The organism is Enterococcus sp. BSD2780061688st2 D3 (genome assembly GCF_005844145.1).
In the GTDB taxonomy this organism is placed as follows: Bacteria; Bacillota; Bacilli; order Lactobacillales; family Enterococcaceae; genus Enterococcus_B; species Enterococcus_B durans.
In genome coordinates this window covers 96,546-111,977 of record NZ_SPHN01000006.1, presented here as the reverse complement: position 1 = coordinate 111,977, position 15,432 = coordinate 96,546, and the positions used below count along the sequence as shown (strand labels likewise).

The following is a 15,432-nucleotide window of genomic DNA, read 5'->3' as shown; positions in this document are numbered from 1 at the left end:
AGTTTAGTAAACAATATCATTTAAATAAACTTTTTTATTATTTCCCCATCGTCTTTGCCACAACCTTTGACTCTTCAAATTATTTTATAGTCTTTTGCTCTGTTACTCTTGAGCAAAAGCTTAGTAAGTTTCTTCAATCATCACTAACATTTTTTTGAAACGACGTTTTTTGAAATACATCAATAATGTTCCTAAAATCATATCATTCAATTTTTGTAGCATTCCATGAGATTCCATCTGTTCTGTGTAATGCACTTCACAGGAAGAATCATCTATAGGCTTGATTTGGTAATGGACAACAAAATCATTTTTTGTTGTTGACGTACGAAATTTATAGGACTGGTTTTCAATGAGCTCTTCGATTTTGATACGAGCACGGTTATTTTGCGAAAATTGCTTCACGTATTCCAAATTTTTTAACTGTTTACGAGTCACTGATTTTCCAGTCGCTTTACGTACATCAAAAAGGACAGAGTCCATAACTTTATCGTAGAAAAACGATGCCGGAATATTTAATTTTTTTACAATTTCCATTAGTTATTTTCCCCCTTTGCTTCTTCTCTTTTTTTCCCTTTCAAAAAGAAATATATACCTAAACCTGCCAGAAAAAGTCCAGTGACCATACTGTATAGATCATATTTTTGTGAACTAGGATTTAAACTATATAATACGATCAGTGAACCAACACTACATAAGAATAAACCGTTTTTTATCATTTTGAACCCATCCTATCTTTCAGCCACGAAGACTAAACTGCTGTTGCTTGGAAATATAAAACAGTGCCCCATGGTTGTGCTTTAATCAATTCTTTCGCCTTTTTAGCTGCTGCTTCTGTATCTTCAGCTGTTGTTTCGAATAATAATTTGATTCCTTGTTTTTCTTTGAATGTAAAAGAGATACCCTCTTCGTTGTATCCTTCTAATAACTCTTTGATAGCATCTTGTTGCATTGCACTTGCAATTGAGATCATACTTTTTTCCTCCTACATTGATAAGTGAGCAGAAGCAGGAAATGCTTCTGCTCCACTAATTTTTTACTGTTCGCCTGCCGCAGGGTCCATTTTATTTGCAGAGATAACAAATGGTGCCCAGATCAGGAAGGTGACTACCATACATACGAGTGTAACGATTGGCGCACGCCAGTCTGCCCCGGTTGCTAGGAATGATAGCAGGAATGGCGGAACAACCCACGTGACTTGTTGGGAAACAGGTGCGACTAATCCCAGATAAGTTGCGACCCAACCAATTGCAGTTGCGACAACAGGGGCAACTAAGAATGGGATGAACATGATCGCATTCAAGACGATTGGTAAACCAAACATCACTGGTTCATTGATATTGAAGATACCAGGTCCAATGGATAGTTTTGCTACTGTTAAGTAGTCTGCACGTTTTGAGAATAATAAAATGGCGATCAAGAGAACGATTGTACCACCTGATCCACCGAACCAAGCAAAGGCATCAAATGATCCACGAACCCACATATACGCTTTTCCATCTTCAATTGCATCTAATACTGCTGGAGTACCTGTTTTTCCATTGTACCCTTTTTGGAAAATATCGATATTGATCAGTTGTGCTTGTCCCCAAATTCCTTCTAGGACTGGTGCCAAAACGTTTGGTCCATGGATACCGAAGAACCAGAAAATCTGCACGAAAACTGTGACGATCAATACTGCGCCGATCCCTTGTGATAGACCCAAGAACGGTTCAGCGATATATTTTTGGACCAAATCAATAATCAATTGGCCATCTGCCAAGCGACCAACGATATAGTTGATAATTGCAATGATATATAAAGCAATCGTTGCTGGTAAAATTGCTGCAAAAGCTTTTGATACTGCTGGCGGAACTGAATCCGGCATTTTGATCGTGATATCTGCCAACATTAATTTACAGAAAATAATTACTGAGATAGCACCCATGATCATGACTGTAAAATAAGCATTACCATTCAAATGATCAAGTTTCAACCAACCCCAAAGACCGACAGATAACGTACCGTCTGCGATCGTAGCACCTAATTCTGTTCCATTGATCGCATCTGCTACATTTTTTGGAACATCGACATTCAACGCAGCTGATAAAGCTGGTCCAAAAGAAATTCCTTGAATAAGCGTAGCTAAACCAACGATACCACCTGCTAGATCATTCACCCCATAGGCTCTTGCTAAATTATAGCCCCATGAGAAAGCGAAGATCAGACCTGCAATGGCTAATGTACCATTCCAAACAAAACCATTGATACCAATAATAACATTCAATACTGCGAAAATTCCTTTATCAGCTGCTAAGCTATCCGCATAAGTGCTGACAAATTGCTGTGGTAAATCTCGAATAATTGCGTTGATCATTACAGCGACTGATCCAGCCATCGTTGCCGGTAACGTACCGATAAATGCGTCACGCAAAGCAACTAAGTGTCTCTGCGCACCGATTTTTGCGGCAACCGGAAGGATGTATTTCTCCATCCAACTTGTTAATCCGTTCATTTTTTATTTCCTCCTATAAGTTAGTTATATAAAGAAGAGTCTCCTTATACCAAATTAAAAAAATCCGTTCAAAAATTTTTTTCTTCTTCCGTTCAAAAAAGAAGTTCTTGTTCTAAGAGATAGTGCTTATTCTACTTCGAGACGGCGATACAGATCGACGATTTCCTCGGCTAGATCTGTAAAAGCAATCGATGTCATTAAATGGTCTTGACTGTGTACAGTCAATAATGTCACTTGCATATGGTTTCCTTGTGCTTCTTGTGTCAACATTTGCGTTTGCGAATGATGTGCTTGTACAAGTGATTCTTTTGCATCTGTGAGTTTCTGTTCAGCTAATTCAAAATTGCCTTTTTTAGCTGCGGTAATCGCTTCCATTGCGTCGCTTTTGGCATTGCCGCCAAACATGATCAAACCCATGATGGCTTCAAGGTTTTGTTGATCTTCCACTTCGCTACCTCCAATTGAATTGTAATTACTTCATCAATTTTTCTGCTTGTTCTAATACTTTTGCACCATTCATCATTCCATAATCTTGCATATTGATCACATCTAAAGGAATCCCTTTTGGTGCAAGTTTTTGCTCAAACTGCGCTTTCATAAAACGAACTTGCGGTCCTAATAACATGACATCTACGTTTTTAGATTCAAGATTGTTATCCGCATCTGAAGCCGAAACAGCAAAAATATCTGCTTCCATTCCTTTTTCTTCTGCTGCTTTTTGCATTTTTGTTACTAATAAACTGGTACTCATTCCTGCAGAGCATACTAACATAATCGTTTTTTTCGCCATTTGTTCCACTCCCTTTATTTGGTTTTACACATAAATATAACGCAAGAAGCATGCCAAATGAAAAAAGAGTTAAAATAGCGTTTTCACGCCTTTTAACTCTTTTACACAGTGCGCACACAGATGAATAGTGTGTAATACTCAAGATTAGTGTGCATTATTTCTTTATTTTATTTTCAATAAACATTTGGGTCAAAAATGCTACTTCATTTTCAGGGATATTTACTCGATATTTTCGCTCTAAGCTAATTAAGTTCGTACGAATGATATCCATTTCCAAGCGGTAGACTTTAGAAAAAGTTTCCAGATTTTCAAACACTCGTGATTTTTCATGCTTCATTAAACTATCTAATAAGAACGCTAAGTGAATCACGATCCCGATATCTACACCTGGTTCTACGATGATTGAGAGATCCGTTTGGATTTGTTGGATCGTCTTTTGCAATGAGTGGATCAATACGTCGACTGAAGAGATCGAATTGAGTGAATCTTTTAATGAATCAACAATTTTAGCTGTTGGTACTTCATCGTCTGCAATCCGTTTCAATGTATTCAATTTTTCATCATTGAATATGTCATACGCAGAAAAGAAAGGAATATTTTGATAATCCACATCCACTGTTCCAGCAATTGCTTTGATCTCATATTCTTCTAGTAGAGCATCGATGTGTCTTTTGAATGATTCACGCTCCAAAAACTGCATCTGGATCACTTCGACCTTTTTCTGATCGATCACTGGAACGATCCGTTGATATAGTTTTGCCGCTACTCCCTCACCAGTAAAGCAAGTGACGATGACAGCTTTTTTACGTTCAATGATTTCTTGTTGCTCGACTTTAAACTGATCTCTAACGATCGTTTCAAAAGAAATTTGGATACTTTGATAAATATCCTCCAAGCTTCTGCCTACATTTGCCATCCGGACTGCTTCGATGACCACCATCGTACTGCTCATAGTAATTGCCTTTGTTCGGATACCCGTTTCCTCAAAAATCAAATCGCTAAAGGTATTCAGCGACCCCATATCGGTCAGTAAGATCAACCCATTCGTCAAGTATTCTTGGCGGCTTTGGACGTAATGCAATACTTCTTCATACATCGCTTGGACTTCCATCGAAAGAGGCATATTGAAAGCTTTACCGATTTTCGTTCCCAATAGTTCCTGAGCCATTTCCAACATACTTGAGGCAGTTTGTCTGCCATGCATCAAAACTAGGACATCTACTTTGTTTTCTTTGACCGGTTCGCTTTCCCCTAGACTGATCGATAGGAACATACTGATAAAGCCGATTTCATCAAAAGGAATCTCCACTTGCTGTTCCTCTTCAATGATTGTTGATAGATCGATGGCTACTTGAAATTCCTTCTTGAAGTTTTTACGTACATTATTCAAATCAGGATGGACGATCATATGTCCGTCCCTCACACGATCCAAGGTACTTTGTAAATGAAGGGCAAAGGCGAAGCGAGCTTTTTCATTATAGATACGATCAAGCCTCTTTTCCGCCACATCGTATAACTCATTTGTCAAACGCCAAATGTCATCTGGTAATAAGTCTTTGGGAATCGTACTTTTCGTCAACTCTTTGACATATGTTTGAAAGTACGCATCGACATCTTTTGAAATCAGGGTTTCCAAATCAATGTTCTCTACGCCAGTTTCAGATAAGGAAAGCATTTTTTCTTCAATATCGTTATATACCTGCATATTTCTTTCAGGATCTTGCGACCAGACTACATCTGCAAAACCTGGCTCAAAAGTGAGATACTGACTTTTGCTATCCATGAAACGATCAAGACGTTCTGGAACTTCTTTGATCTTCAATAGCCCCTTTTGGACTTGAAGTGAAAGCTCTTCTTTACGAATGATCAGTTTTTCTTCATTATGCGTGCGGTAATGGAGGAATGATTTTGCACATACCAACTTCAAATCACGTTTGACTTGACCGATATTCCCTTCTGCATCATATAGCATAAATGCTAGAATAGCCTCTTTTTCAATATCTATCCGCTGATTTAACCGATTCGCTTCTTGTTTGATGAACAGTGAGATGATTTCATAGCGTTCATCTAATGACCGATAAGCAAGGTTAGGTAAAGTGATAGCCATTGGGATCCTGCGGTTGAACGTGGTAAGGAAACTTTCTGAGGATTCCGTAGTCGCGCCGATGATCTGGACGGAGGCTTCATGTGTATGGGCACTTTCACCTAATGGCCGATAAACGCCTTTATCAATAAAAGTGAACAGCATTTCTTGTCCTTCTGGCGGCAAACGATGAATTTCATCTAGAAATAAGATCCCACCATCTGCTTTTGCGATCAATCCTTGGCTATCCTGTGAGGCTCCCGTATAAGCACCTTTTTTGATCCCAAAAATATGGCCAAATAGCAACTGAGGATTTTGTGCATAATCGGCACAGTTAAAAGAGACAAATGGTGCGTCTTCTGAAAGCATTTCTGAGTCGATTGCAAAATGATACATACACTCGGCAAACATGGATTTACCAGTACCAGTTTCTCCGAATATGATGGTGTGTAACCCGCGAGGCGGATACAAAATTGCCGCTTTCGCTTGTTGGATGCTGACTTTTAACGAATCGTTCTCTCCAACTAATGTTTCAAATGTCACTTGTGTAGAGTAGTCAACATGAACTTTGTCTGATGCAGTCTTTTTAGGAGGCATTGAGTAAACGACCGGACGACCCGGACTTTTGATAATATAATGATCCTTATATAAATCACTTAAATAGCGACTTGCATTGCTTCGATCGATTGAAAGCTTTTCTGCTACATCGCTAGCTGTCAATCCATGCTGATTTTCATGCAATAAGTCCAATATTTCTTCTTGTCTTTCGTTCATGCAATCCCACCTTTAGTTAAATAACAGTGATTCCGTTTTCATTTATCATAACACAAAAAGGCGCTTATTTGCGCCTTGCTCCTTTATTTTTATCCTTTTTTTGTTTATTTTTACGTTTTTTACGTACAACATCCACAGGCTCTTTTTTTGCTGTTTCTTTTTTCAAAGGATAGTTGGAAGCTTTTTTGTGTGGTTCATTTTCGCGATTCATTTCTTCTTTTTCGGGCGATTCCTCTAACAATTGACCGCCATGAAGAAAAATCTCTTTAATTGATAGATCCGCTTTTCGCGCAATTTTCTTCAAATCTCTCAAAGTGTGATCTTGAACAAATGTGATGACTATTCCTTCACTTCCCATTCGTCCTGTTCGGCCAGATCGATGCAGGTAAGCTTCTTCTGTAAGAGGAACTTCCGCATTCACAACATAAGGTAGACCCTTGATGTCTAAACCTCTAGCTGCGACATCAGTTGTAAATAAAGCTGTGATCTTATTATTTTTGAATTGGTCAAGTGCTGCTTTTCGTACTAATTTGTTTTGGTCAGAAGCTAAACTTCCCACAGCGACTCCTCTAAAAAGCAATTTTTCTTCCATAGCGCCTAACTCACTTAGCTGATTGAAGAAGACTAAACCTTGAAAGCCATCAACATACGCTAGTCTTCTAAGATATTCATCTTTTTTACGCGCTGGTACATGCAAAAAGTAATGTTTTTGCCCCTTTCTTGAATCATCTTCTTTGGTAACATCGATTACTTCGATTTGTTTTTTTGTCAATTCTTCGATTTGTTTCAACGAACGATCGGCTGTTGCTGAGAAAAAGGCTAATTGATACTCAACAGGTGCTTGATGCAGTAGTTGATCGATTAAAGGACTATTCCCTTCATCCAGCAACTGATCAGCTTCATCAAAGACAATTGTTTTCAATTGATGTGCTTTGACTTTTTTTGATTTCATCAGTTCTAAGACTCGTCCTGGGGTACCCACTAGGATCTCAGGTCTTTTCTTCAGACCTTCCACTTGTCGTTTAACGTTAGCGCCCCCTACTAAGGATTGGACTTTTAGGTCTAACGCTTTAGCCCATTCTCGTGTGACTTCTGCTACTTGGATCGCTAACTCTTGAGATGAAACCAAGATCAGTAAGGAACTCCCGTGATCCTTTTCAACATTCAATAGTAAGGGAAGCAGATAAGCTAAAGTCTTCCCTGAACCAGTCGGAGAAATACCGATCACGTTTTGTTGGTCTTTTAGTGGTTGAAAGACTGCTTTTTGTATCAGTGACGCCTCTAAAAACGCCTTTTCTTGCCATTTTTCTTGCCATGCTTGTGGAAATGTTTGTACAAATTCATTCATTAAAAATCTTCCTCATTATCGGCATCAAATTTGATGCCCCCATTTTTTCTTAGATCATAAACTACTTGATTGACACTGCGTGCTAACTCGATCCATTCTTCATAAAGCAATCCCCAAGTTGGATCTGTTGGATGCTTGATCACATTCGCAAAATCTTTTGCTTCATCAGCCATAGGATTTTCTGCGGTTTTGATTTCCAAAGTAGTGATGTCTTGATGTTGTCGATCATGGAATTCTGCTGTTTCAATGGCATTGACCCCATTCATCACTAATGTTCCAGAATCGAAATAGATTTCTGAAGGTAGATAAGAATCGCCAATTTTGCCAGGTTGGATGGATACATCAAACGATTCATAACGCAATATTCCCCAACCAAGTCCATCAACGCCTGTTGAAATCTTTCTTGGGAAATAATGAACTTCTGTGGGCATACCGAACCAAGCAACTGCTGCATATACGAGATATACCCCTAGATCCATCATTGCTCCACCTGAAAATCGAGTAGAGAAAATATTTGGCACTTCTCCATCAAGCACTTGATCGTAACGTGATGAATACTTCATATAGCTAAAATTAGCCCCTAATATCTCATCTTTTAAAGGTAAGTAGTCAGTAATTTTTTTAAAGCCAGATTCATGGATATTACGTGCAGCTTCAAAGAAGAATACTTTTTTTTCATTTGCCAAATGAATGATCTCATCCATTTCTTTTGGCATACTGAATGCTGGTTTTTCAACGATCACATTCTTACCAGCTAGAATTCCTTGCTTCGCCTGTTGAAAATGTAAACTATTTGGTGAAGCGATGTAAACAGTATCTAAATGCTCCAATTGAAAGAATGTCGTTAAATCAGTTGCATACTCAATATCACCTTCATATTTCGAACCAAATGCTTGTGCTTTTTCTAGATGTCTTGAGTAGACCGCTGTCAATTCATATTCTCCAGTACCAAGTGCAGCTTGAACAAATTGATGTGTGATCCAATTGGTTCCAATAATTCCTAAATTTATCATGTTCGTTACCTTCTTTCTATAGATTAGGGTCTTCAAAGGGTTGATCGATATCAAACGGTATTTCCTGTTTTATCTTGACTTGATCAGCCGTTACCTGACAATTATACGCTAAAACGGTTACGCCATTCAGTTGCGCATAGCGAATCCTCTGTGCTAACTCTGGTTGCATCTCTTCATGGATGGTAGCTACTCGAAGATGCTCAAACTGTGCAATGAAAAGCACATACGTTTCATAGCCTTCTAAATGAGCTTCAACTAATTCCTCGACATGTTTCAATCCTCGCAGAGTTGGTGCATCAGGAAATGCGCCGATTTCTTTGTTCTCCAGTGTCATGCCTTTCACCTCAACGAATACTCTCTGATTCGCTGATGTTTCTAAATAAATATCAAACTTTGAATGTCGATAATTTACTTCTCGCTTATATTTGATGATTTTTCCTGATAGGTTTGGTAATTGGATGGTTCCATCAAGGATCCCCTCCATCGCTAATCTGTTGGGAAGCTGGCTATCGATATTGAACCACTCATCTTTTTTTTGGACCGCAACAAGATCATAGTCTGTCTTACGTTTTGGGCTAGGGGCATAGTTTACTGCAACTTTTGCACCAGGAACAAAAACCTCTTTTCCTCTTCCTGTATTTTTAACATGGGTGGTAATGACCTCACCTCTTTGATTCAAGCAATAGGCAATAAATCGATTTGGCCGCTCAATAAAAAATGCAGTTTCAACTTGTGGGTATTTCAAAAATCGTCACCTTTCTTCCTACTATGTATCCTATCATAATTTGAGTAAAAACTCTTGAAAAACCAGTCGAAAGTCTTAGAGAATTTTTAGATATTATTCGGTACAATAGAAGAAAGTAAGACATTCGTTGTCTTTAATTAATCGTTAAAAGAAGAGGTGGTCTGATGCGAAAAAAAATAATCTATGGTGCAGCAGCTTTTTTAGCAACTTTAGTAGGTGGTAGTATCGCGATTAAAAAGAAAAAGAAACAAGAAAAGAGCTTTGATCCTTCACAGTATCAAGGTGTTTGGTCATTCATAGATGATAACCAACAAAACGAACAACTGCGTGTTTCTCCAACTTTTGATTTTTCCATCAATGATCACTCATTAGGGACCACACTGATTGAATTGAATGAGCAACAACTGATTGTTCGAGATCACTATGGCTATTATTTGACTCTTTCTTATGAAAAAATGACTTTTTACGATGAATCAACAGATTCTACTTATCAGATAAAGAAAATCGGGCGTTAAAAATTGATTTCCATATAGTCTAAACGAAAGAACAAGAAGGTATTTCTTGACTTTCGTTTTTTTCCTATCGAAATAGACATTTATCGATGTTTATTTCTGTTTTTTTGTCTAGAAAAATAGTCAATTCACTTTTTTTTTGATACACTTACTAGTGATGGTTTCATACCATGAAAGGATGATCGAATATGACACCAAACCGAGAAGATTATTTGAAAATCATTTTGGAGTTAGGCGGAGATACAACTAAAGTAAATAACAAGCAAATCGTTTCTAGTCTTGCTGTCTCACCAGCTTCAGTCAGTGAAATGATTTCAAAACTTGTGAAGGAACAACTTGTGGAACACTCTCCTTATCAAGGTGTACAATTGACCGAGAGTGGCTTGAAAAAAGCAAGCAGTTTGATTCGCAAACATCGTTTATGGGAAGTTTTTTTAGTCGAACATCTAGAATACAGTTGGAATGAAGTACATGATGATGCAGAGGTTTTGGAGCATGTAACATCAGAACAACTTGCAGATCATTTAGAAGACTATTTGAATCATCCTAAACATTGTCCACATGGTGGGAATATTCCTCACAAAGATGAAGTGGTCCATGAAGAACGCCGACAAACACTAGATTCTTATCCAGTAGGTTCAACCGTTCGGATTGCACGAGTCCTTGACGAAAAAGAATTATTGGACTATCTTGTAACGATCGACCTTAATATCGATGAAGAATATGAAATCATTGATGTTGCCGCATATGAAGGTCCAATCACCATCCAAAATGCACAAAAGAAAATTTCTGTCAGTTTTAAAGCTGCCAGCACGATTTTTGTCGATAAATTATAAAGGAGCTTACCTACATGTCTAATGAAAAAAATGTTTTATTTACGATATTTGGTGGTACAGGTGATTTAGCTCAACGTAAATTGTATCCCTCTTTGTTTCGTCTTTACAAAAAAGGCAATCTAGGAAAACATTTTGCTGTCATCGGTACTGCTCGGAGACCTTGGAGCGATGAACATTACCGCGAAGTTGTCATTTCGACAATCCAATCCTTAAATCCTTCCGACGAAGAAGCAAAGGAATTTGCGAGTCATTTCTACTACCAATCTCATAATGTCAATGATTCAACTCATTATGCAACATTAAAAGAATTGGCTGATCAATTAGATGAGCGATACCAACTAGATAGCAATCGTATCTATTACCTTGCTATGGCTCCACAATTTTTTGGTACTATCGTTGCCCATTTAAAATCTCAAAAAATCGTCACTGAAAATGGCTATAACCGATTGATCATCGAAAAACCTTTTGGATCAGATTACCAATCGGCTTACGATCTAAATGAAAAGATCCGTCAGGTCTTTCCAGAACCAGATATCTTTAGGATCGACCATTACTTAGGAAAAGAAATGATCCAAAATATTTCTGCTATCCGTTTTGCAAATAATATTTTTGAATCCCAATGGAACAATCGCTACATTGATAATATCCAAATCACTTTTGGTGAAGCTCTTGGTGTCGAGGACCGCGGAGGCTATTATGACCACAGTGGTGCATTGAAAGATATGGTCCAAAACCATATTCTTCAAGTCGTGGCTTTATTAGCTATGGAACCACCAGTCGCATTTTCTGAAAAGGAAATTCGCGCTGAAAAAATCAAAGCACTGAAAGCTGTTCGAATCTACGATCAACAAGAGGTCCTAGAAAACTTTGTTCGTGGTCAATATGATCAAGGACAACTTGATGGTGAAATGTTCAAAAGCTATCGTGAAGAAGACAAAGTTGATCCTGCATCAACAACTGAAACCTTTGTCGCAGGAAAATTCACGATCGATAATTTCCGTTGGTCAGGTGTGCCTTTCTATGTTCGTACAGGAAAACGTCTAACAGAAAAAGGAACAAGGATCAATATCGTTTTCAAACAAGTGCCCGTAAATGTCTTCAAAACATCTGTTGATGAACCTTGTGAGGACACGACACTTCCACCAAATGTATTGACGATCTATATCCAACCAACAGAAGGATTCTCCTTATCCTTAAATGGAAAAGAAGTCGGTCAAGGGTTCAATACCGAACCGATCAAATTAGAGTATCGTAATAGTTCTGAAATGGTCGAAAATAGTCCTGAAGCCTATGAAAAATTACTATTAGATGCCTTAAAAGGTGATGGAACAAACTTCTCCCATTGGGAAGAAGTCGCACAGTCTTGGCATATCGTCGATGTCATCCGTCAAGCATGGGATCAAACCAAACCTGATTTTCCTAACTATAAAGCAGGTACGATGGGGCCTGAAGCAGCCTTCAAACTACTTGAAAAAGATGGCTTTGAATGGATCTGGCAACCAGATGAATGGTACCGTGAACGTGGCAAATTATAAGGCTAAGTAATCTGAAGATTTTGTAGTACAAAAAGCGCTAAACAATAAAAATATTCAAATAGTTTCGAGAGTGTGGGACAAATCTAAAAACAGTTTTGCTACAGACTCTCGAATAAACGGCGTCCAAAAGTCATTTTTTTCGAAAATTTCAAAAAAAAACGAACAATACAAAAAAATGTATTGTTCGTTTTTTTATTCAGTTTCTCAAACCTAAGCGAATTTTGTCTCGACCTCTATATCACTATAAACGAAAGAGAATCCCATTCTCTAGCAATAAGCCCAAATCCTCAAAATTTGAAAAATGATTTTATGAATTCTGAGGATTTCTGGTACCTTATCACTTCTGTTCTTTTAACTGTTATTCAAACCCTTCAGCAACTGCTTCTGGATAATTTTCTTCTACGATATGTGCGCAACGTCCGCATAGATGAGGTAATTTTTCATCAACTCCGACATCTTTACGGATTTGGCGACAACGATCGCAAGTTTCTCCATCTGCTTTTTCAACTAAAATCGAAACATCATCGAATGTCACAGCTTCTGCAGGTACATCTGTTTGATCATTTTTCACTTCAAAATAATCAGGTGAAATAATCAATAATTGTGGAATATCTGCGTCCACCGCTGTTAGCAATTCACGTACTTGTTGATTTGGATAGATCGTTAATTTAGCTTCTAAAGATTTCCCAATCAATTTACTGTTACGTGCTTCTTCAAGAGCTTTCAATACTTTATCTCTTAAGTCCATAAATGCTGCCCACGTATCCATCAACTCTTCTTGGTTAGCAAATGTTTCATATGCAGGAAGTTCGCTTAATTGCACATATTCTTCTTCTTCTTTCAAGAATGACCAAATTTCTTCCGTTGTATGTGGAATGATCGGTGTCAATAATTTTGTCAATGCCACAGCTGTTTGATAGAAAACAGTTTGCATGCAACGACGTTGATAATCATTTTCTGATTCGATATAAACCACATCTTTGGCAAAATCTAGATAGAATGCAGATAGATCTACTGTCAAGAAATTCATCACTGTACGATAGATATGCATAAAGTTATATTTTTCATATCCTTCTTCACGAATTTCTTTAATCACTTCATTTAAACGAACTGTCATATATTTATCAACAGAGCGTAGTTCTTCATAAGAAACTGTATCTTTTTTCGGATCAAAATCTTCTGTATTCGCGATCAAGAAACGCATGGTATTTCTGATTTTACGGTAAACTTCTGCAACTTGGCTCAAGATATCCATTGAAACGCGGACATCCGCTTCATAGTCGACACTTGCTACCCAAAGACGCAAAATATCTGCTCCAAACTGGTTGATCACTTTTTCAGGTAAAATCGTATTTCCAAGTGATTTACTCATTTTGCGGCCTTCTCCATCTAAAGTAAATCCTTGTGAAAGAACTGATTTATATGGTGCCACGCCATTGATTGCTACACTCGTTGTGATACTTGAATTGAACCAACCACGGTATTGGTCAGAACCTTCTAAATACATATCTGCAGGGAATGTCAATTCTGGACGTTGACGTAAAACTGCTTCATGTGATGAACCTGAGTCAAACCAAACATCCATGATATCTGTTTCTTTCGTAAATTGACCGTTCGGTGAACCTGGATGTGTAAATCCTTCAGGAAGTAACTCTTTTGCTTCTCTTTCAAACCAAATGATCGATCCATGTTCTGCGAATAGATCCGCAACATGTTCAATTGTTTCTGGTGTGATGATTGCTTCCCCATTTTCTGCATAAAAAATTGGTAATGGTACACCCCAAGCACGTTGTCGTGAAATGACCCAGTCGCCTCGGTCACGAATCATGTTATAAAGACGTGTTTTCCCCCATGGAATAATCCAGTTCACTTTTTCGACTTCATCAAGGATGTTTTGTCGGAAATCATCAATCGATGCAAACCATTGAGGTGTTGCACGATAGATCACCGGTTTTTTTGTACGCCAATCATGAGGATAGCTATGGGTAAAGAAGTCTAATTTCAATAAAGCGCCTTTTTCTTTTAATAGATCTGTGACCATTGGATTTACTTTATCATAAAAGATCCCTTCAAACCCAGGTGCTTCATCTGTAAACACGCCTTTAGAATCAACTGGTGATACTACAGGTAACTTGTATTTATTCCCAGCGATATAGTCGTCTTCCCCATGCCCAGGAGCTGTGTGTACTAGACCAGAACCAGCATCTAAAGTGACATGATCACCTAAGATCACTAATGATTCACGATCATAGAATGGATGCCAAGCAGTCATATATTCCATCTCTTGACCTGAAAACTCTTTTAAGACACTCACATTTTCCCAACCGATTTCTGATTGGACAGTTTCTAATAAATCTTTTGCAACTACAAATTTACGGCCATCAGCTTCCACTAATACATACGTATAGCTAGGATTTACTGCAATCCCTTGGTTAGCTGGTAATGTCCAAGGTGTTGTTGTCCAAATCACAAAAGCAGCATCTTCATCAACGATCCCTTTTCCATCTTTGACATTAAAAGCAACAAAGATAGAAGGTGATTTCACGTCTTTATATTCGATTTCAGCTTCAGCAAGTGAAGACTCACTTGATGGTGACCAATAGATAGGTTTCAATCCCTTATAGATATAGCCTTTTTCAGCCATTTTACCAAACACTCTGATCTGGGCAGCTTCATAAGACGGATCTAAAGTGACATATGGATGATCCCAGTCACCTGCGACACCCAATCGTTTGAAATCATTCCGTTGTTTGTCTACTTGTGAAAGTGCGTATTCGCGACATTTTTCCAAATATTCAGCCTTAGACATTTCTTTACGTTTGATTCCTTTATTGGCTAATACTTGTTCGATCGGCAAGCCGTGAGTATCCCAACCAGGAACATAGGGTGCACGAAAACCCGACATTGATTTTGAACGGATGATAATATCTTTACTGATTTTATTTAGTGAATGACCTAAATGGATATTTCCATTTGCATAAGGAGGGCCATCATGAAGTACAAAACTTGGTTTTCCTTCATTTAGTTCCTGTCTTTTTTGGTAGATTTTATTTTCTTCCCATTCTTTTTGCCAATCTGCTTCGCGATTTGGCAAGTTCCCACGCATAGGGAATTTTGTTTTACCTAGTTGCAAGGTTTCTTTCATTTTCATTACGCACTACACTCCTTGATTAATAATTTTGAGAACACAAAAAAGCATGTTCATCCAAGGGACGAACATGCCGTGGTACCACCCAAATTCAGTTACATGATGATGTAACTCTCGAAGACCCATAACGAGGTCAACCGCTGTTTCCTACTCTTAG

General features: G+C 38.1%; 14 protein-coding genes. 3 read left to right on the top strand and 11 right to left on the bottom strand.

Annotation, left to right across the window (positions count from 1 at the left end; all coding sequences use genetic code 11):
- Nucleotides 1-120: 120 nt before the first annotated feature.
- The 10 genes from FGQ66_RS06810 to sfsA all read right to left on the bottom strand — a co-directional run bounded on the left by FGQ66_RS06810 (nucleotide 121) and on the right by sfsA (nucleotide 9,244).
- Nucleotides 121-534, bottom strand: a complete 414-nt coding sequence (locus FGQ66_RS06810; RefSeq protein ID WP_081133881.1) for a DUF3284 domain-containing protein — start codon at nucleotides 532-534, stop codon at nucleotides 121-123.
- Nucleotides 534-716 (bottom strand): DUF3188 domain-containing protein, encoded by a 183-nt coding sequence (locus FGQ66_RS06805; protein ID WP_138302043.1) that lies wholly within the window; start codon nucleotides 714-716, stop codon nucleotides 534-536. The genes FGQ66_RS06810 and FGQ66_RS06805 overlap by 1 nt, the downstream gene beginning before the upstream one ends.
- Before the next feature lie 32 nt (nucleotides 717-748).
- Nucleotides 749-970, bottom strand: a complete 222-nt coding sequence (locus FGQ66_RS06800; protein WP_005881009.1) for a hypothetical protein — start codon at nucleotides 968-970, stop codon at nucleotides 749-751.
- Nucleotides 971-1,033: 63 nt separating this feature from the next.
- Nucleotides 1,034-2,491 (bottom strand): PTS sugar transporter subunit IIC, encoded by a 1,458-nt coding sequence (locus tag FGQ66_RS06795; RefSeq protein WP_119218937.1) that lies wholly within the window; start codon nucleotides 2,489-2,491, stop codon nucleotides 1,034-1,036.
- Nucleotides 2,492-2,617: 126 nt separating this feature from the next.
- Nucleotides 2,618-2,938 carry a PTS lactose/cellobiose transporter subunit IIA gene (locus tag FGQ66_RS06790; protein WP_005881013.1) on the bottom strand — a complete coding sequence of 107 codons (321 nt, stop codon included), beginning with the start codon at nucleotides 2,936-2,938 and terminating at the stop codon, nucleotides 2,618-2,620.
- Nucleotides 2,939-2,963: 25 nt separating this feature from the next.
- A complete protein-coding gene (locus FGQ66_RS06785; RefSeq protein WP_005881015.1) occupies nucleotides 2,964-3,281 on the bottom strand; it encodes a PTS sugar transporter subunit IIB in 318 nt (105 codons plus the stop codon).
- A gap of 154 nt (nucleotides 3,282-3,435) precedes the next feature.
- Nucleotides 3,436-6,138: a sigma-54-dependent transcriptional regulator gene (locus tag FGQ66_RS06780; protein WP_138302042.1), complete on the bottom strand. Its 2,703-nt coding sequence runs from the start codon at nucleotides 6,136-6,138 to the stop codon at nucleotides 3,436-3,438.
- Nucleotides 6,139-6,202: 64 nt separating this feature from the next.
- Nucleotides 6,203-7,486, bottom strand: coding sequence for a DEAD/DEAH box helicase (locus FGQ66_RS06775; RefSeq protein WP_081133883.1), 1,284 nt, complete (start codon nucleotides 7,484-7,486; stop codon nucleotides 6,203-6,205).
- On the bottom strand, nucleotides 7,486-8,499 hold the full coding sequence (locus tag FGQ66_RS06770; RefSeq protein ID WP_113845386.1) for a Gfo/Idh/MocA family protein: 1,014 nt from the start codon (nucleotides 8,497-8,499) through the stop codon (nucleotides 7,486-7,488). The genes FGQ66_RS06775 and FGQ66_RS06770 overlap by 1 nt, the downstream gene beginning before the upstream one ends.
- A 16-nt stretch (nucleotides 8,500-8,515) precedes the next feature.
- On the bottom strand, nucleotides 8,516-9,244 hold the full coding sequence (sfsA, locus tag FGQ66_RS06765; protein ID WP_053108810.1) for a DNA/RNA nuclease SfsA: 729 nt from the start codon (nucleotides 9,242-9,244) through the stop codon (nucleotides 8,516-8,518).
- Nucleotides 9,245-9,408: 164 nt separating this feature from the next.
- Here sfsA and FGQ66_RS06760 point away from each other — a divergent pair, with 164 nt between their 5' ends.
- The 3 genes from FGQ66_RS06760 to zwf all read left to right on the top strand — a co-directional run bounded on the left by FGQ66_RS06760 (nucleotide 9,409) and on the right by zwf (nucleotide 12,127).
- A complete protein-coding gene (locus FGQ66_RS06760; RefSeq protein ID WP_226103617.1) occupies nucleotides 9,409-9,759 on the top strand; it encodes a DUF4828 domain-containing protein in 351 nt (116 codons plus the stop codon).
- 185 nt (nucleotides 9,760-9,944) lie between these two features.
- Nucleotides 9,945-10,592 (top strand): transcriptional regulator EfaR, encoded by a 648-nt coding sequence (efaR, locus tag FGQ66_RS06755; RefSeq protein WP_005881023.1) that lies wholly within the window; start codon nucleotides 9,945-9,947, stop codon nucleotides 10,590-10,592.
- 14 nt (nucleotides 10,593-10,606) lie between these two features.
- Nucleotides 10,607-12,127, top strand: a complete 1,521-nt coding sequence (gene zwf, locus FGQ66_RS06750) for a glucose-6-phosphate dehydrogenase (RefSeq protein WP_113845385.1) — start codon at nucleotides 10,607-10,609, stop codon at nucleotides 12,125-12,127.
- A 358-nt stretch (nucleotides 12,128-12,485) separates the two neighbouring features.
- Here zwf and ileS read toward each other — a convergent pair whose 3' ends face one another.
- Nucleotides 12,486-15,278 (bottom strand): isoleucine--tRNA ligase, encoded by a 2,793-nt coding sequence (gene ileS / locus FGQ66_RS06745; RefSeq protein ID WP_113845384.1) that lies wholly within the window; start codon nucleotides 15,276-15,278, stop codon nucleotides 12,486-12,488.
- Nucleotides 15,279-15,432 lie beyond the last annotated feature (154 nt).

Excerpts from the sequence above, each read along its gene's own strand:
- FGQ66_RS06810 (WP_081133881.1), bottom strand. The coding sequence starts at position 534 with ATGGAAATTGTAAAAAAATTAAATATTCCGGCATCGTTTTTCTACGAT.
- FGQ66_RS06805 (WP_138302043.1), bottom strand. The coding sequence starts at position 716 with ATGATAAAAAACGGTTTATTCTTATGTAGTGTTGGTTCACTGATCGTA.
- FGQ66_RS06800 (WP_005881009.1), bottom strand. The coding sequence starts at position 970 with ATGATCTCAATTGCAAGTGCAATGCAACAAGATGCTATCAAAGAGTTA.
- FGQ66_RS06795 (WP_119218937.1), bottom strand. The coding sequence starts at position 2,491 with ATGAACGGATTAACAAGTTGGATGGAGAAATACATCCTTCCGGTTGCC.
- FGQ66_RS06785 (WP_005881015.1), bottom strand. The coding sequence starts at position 3,281 with ATGGCGAAAAAAACGATTATGTTAGTATGCTCTGCAGGAATGAGTACC.
- FGQ66_RS06780 (WP_138302042.1), bottom strand. The coding sequence starts at position 6,138 with ATGAACGAAAGACAAGAAGAAATATTGGACTTATTGCATGAAAATCAG.
- FGQ66_RS06775 (WP_081133883.1), bottom strand. The coding sequence starts at position 7,486 with ATGAATGAATTTGTACAAACATTTCCACAAGCATGGCAAGAAAAATGG.
- FGQ66_RS06770 (WP_113845386.1), bottom strand. The coding sequence starts at position 8,499 with ATGATAAATTTAGGAATTATTGGAACCAATTGGATCACACATCAATTT.
- FGQ66_RS06760 (WP_226103617.1), top strand. The coding sequence starts at position 9,409 with ATGCGAAAAAAAATAATCTATGGTGCAGCAGCTTTTTTAGCAACTTTA.
- efaR (WP_005881023.1), top strand. The coding sequence starts at position 9,945 with ATGACACCAAACCGAGAAGATTATTTGAAAATCATTTTGGAGTTAGGC.
- zwf (WP_113845385.1), top strand. The coding sequence starts at position 10,607 with ATGTCTAATGAAAAAAATGTTTTATTTACGATATTTGGTGGTACAGGT.
- ileS (WP_113845384.1), bottom strand. The coding sequence starts at position 15,278 with ATGAAAATGAAAGAAACCTTGCAACTAGGTAAAACAAAATTCCCTATG.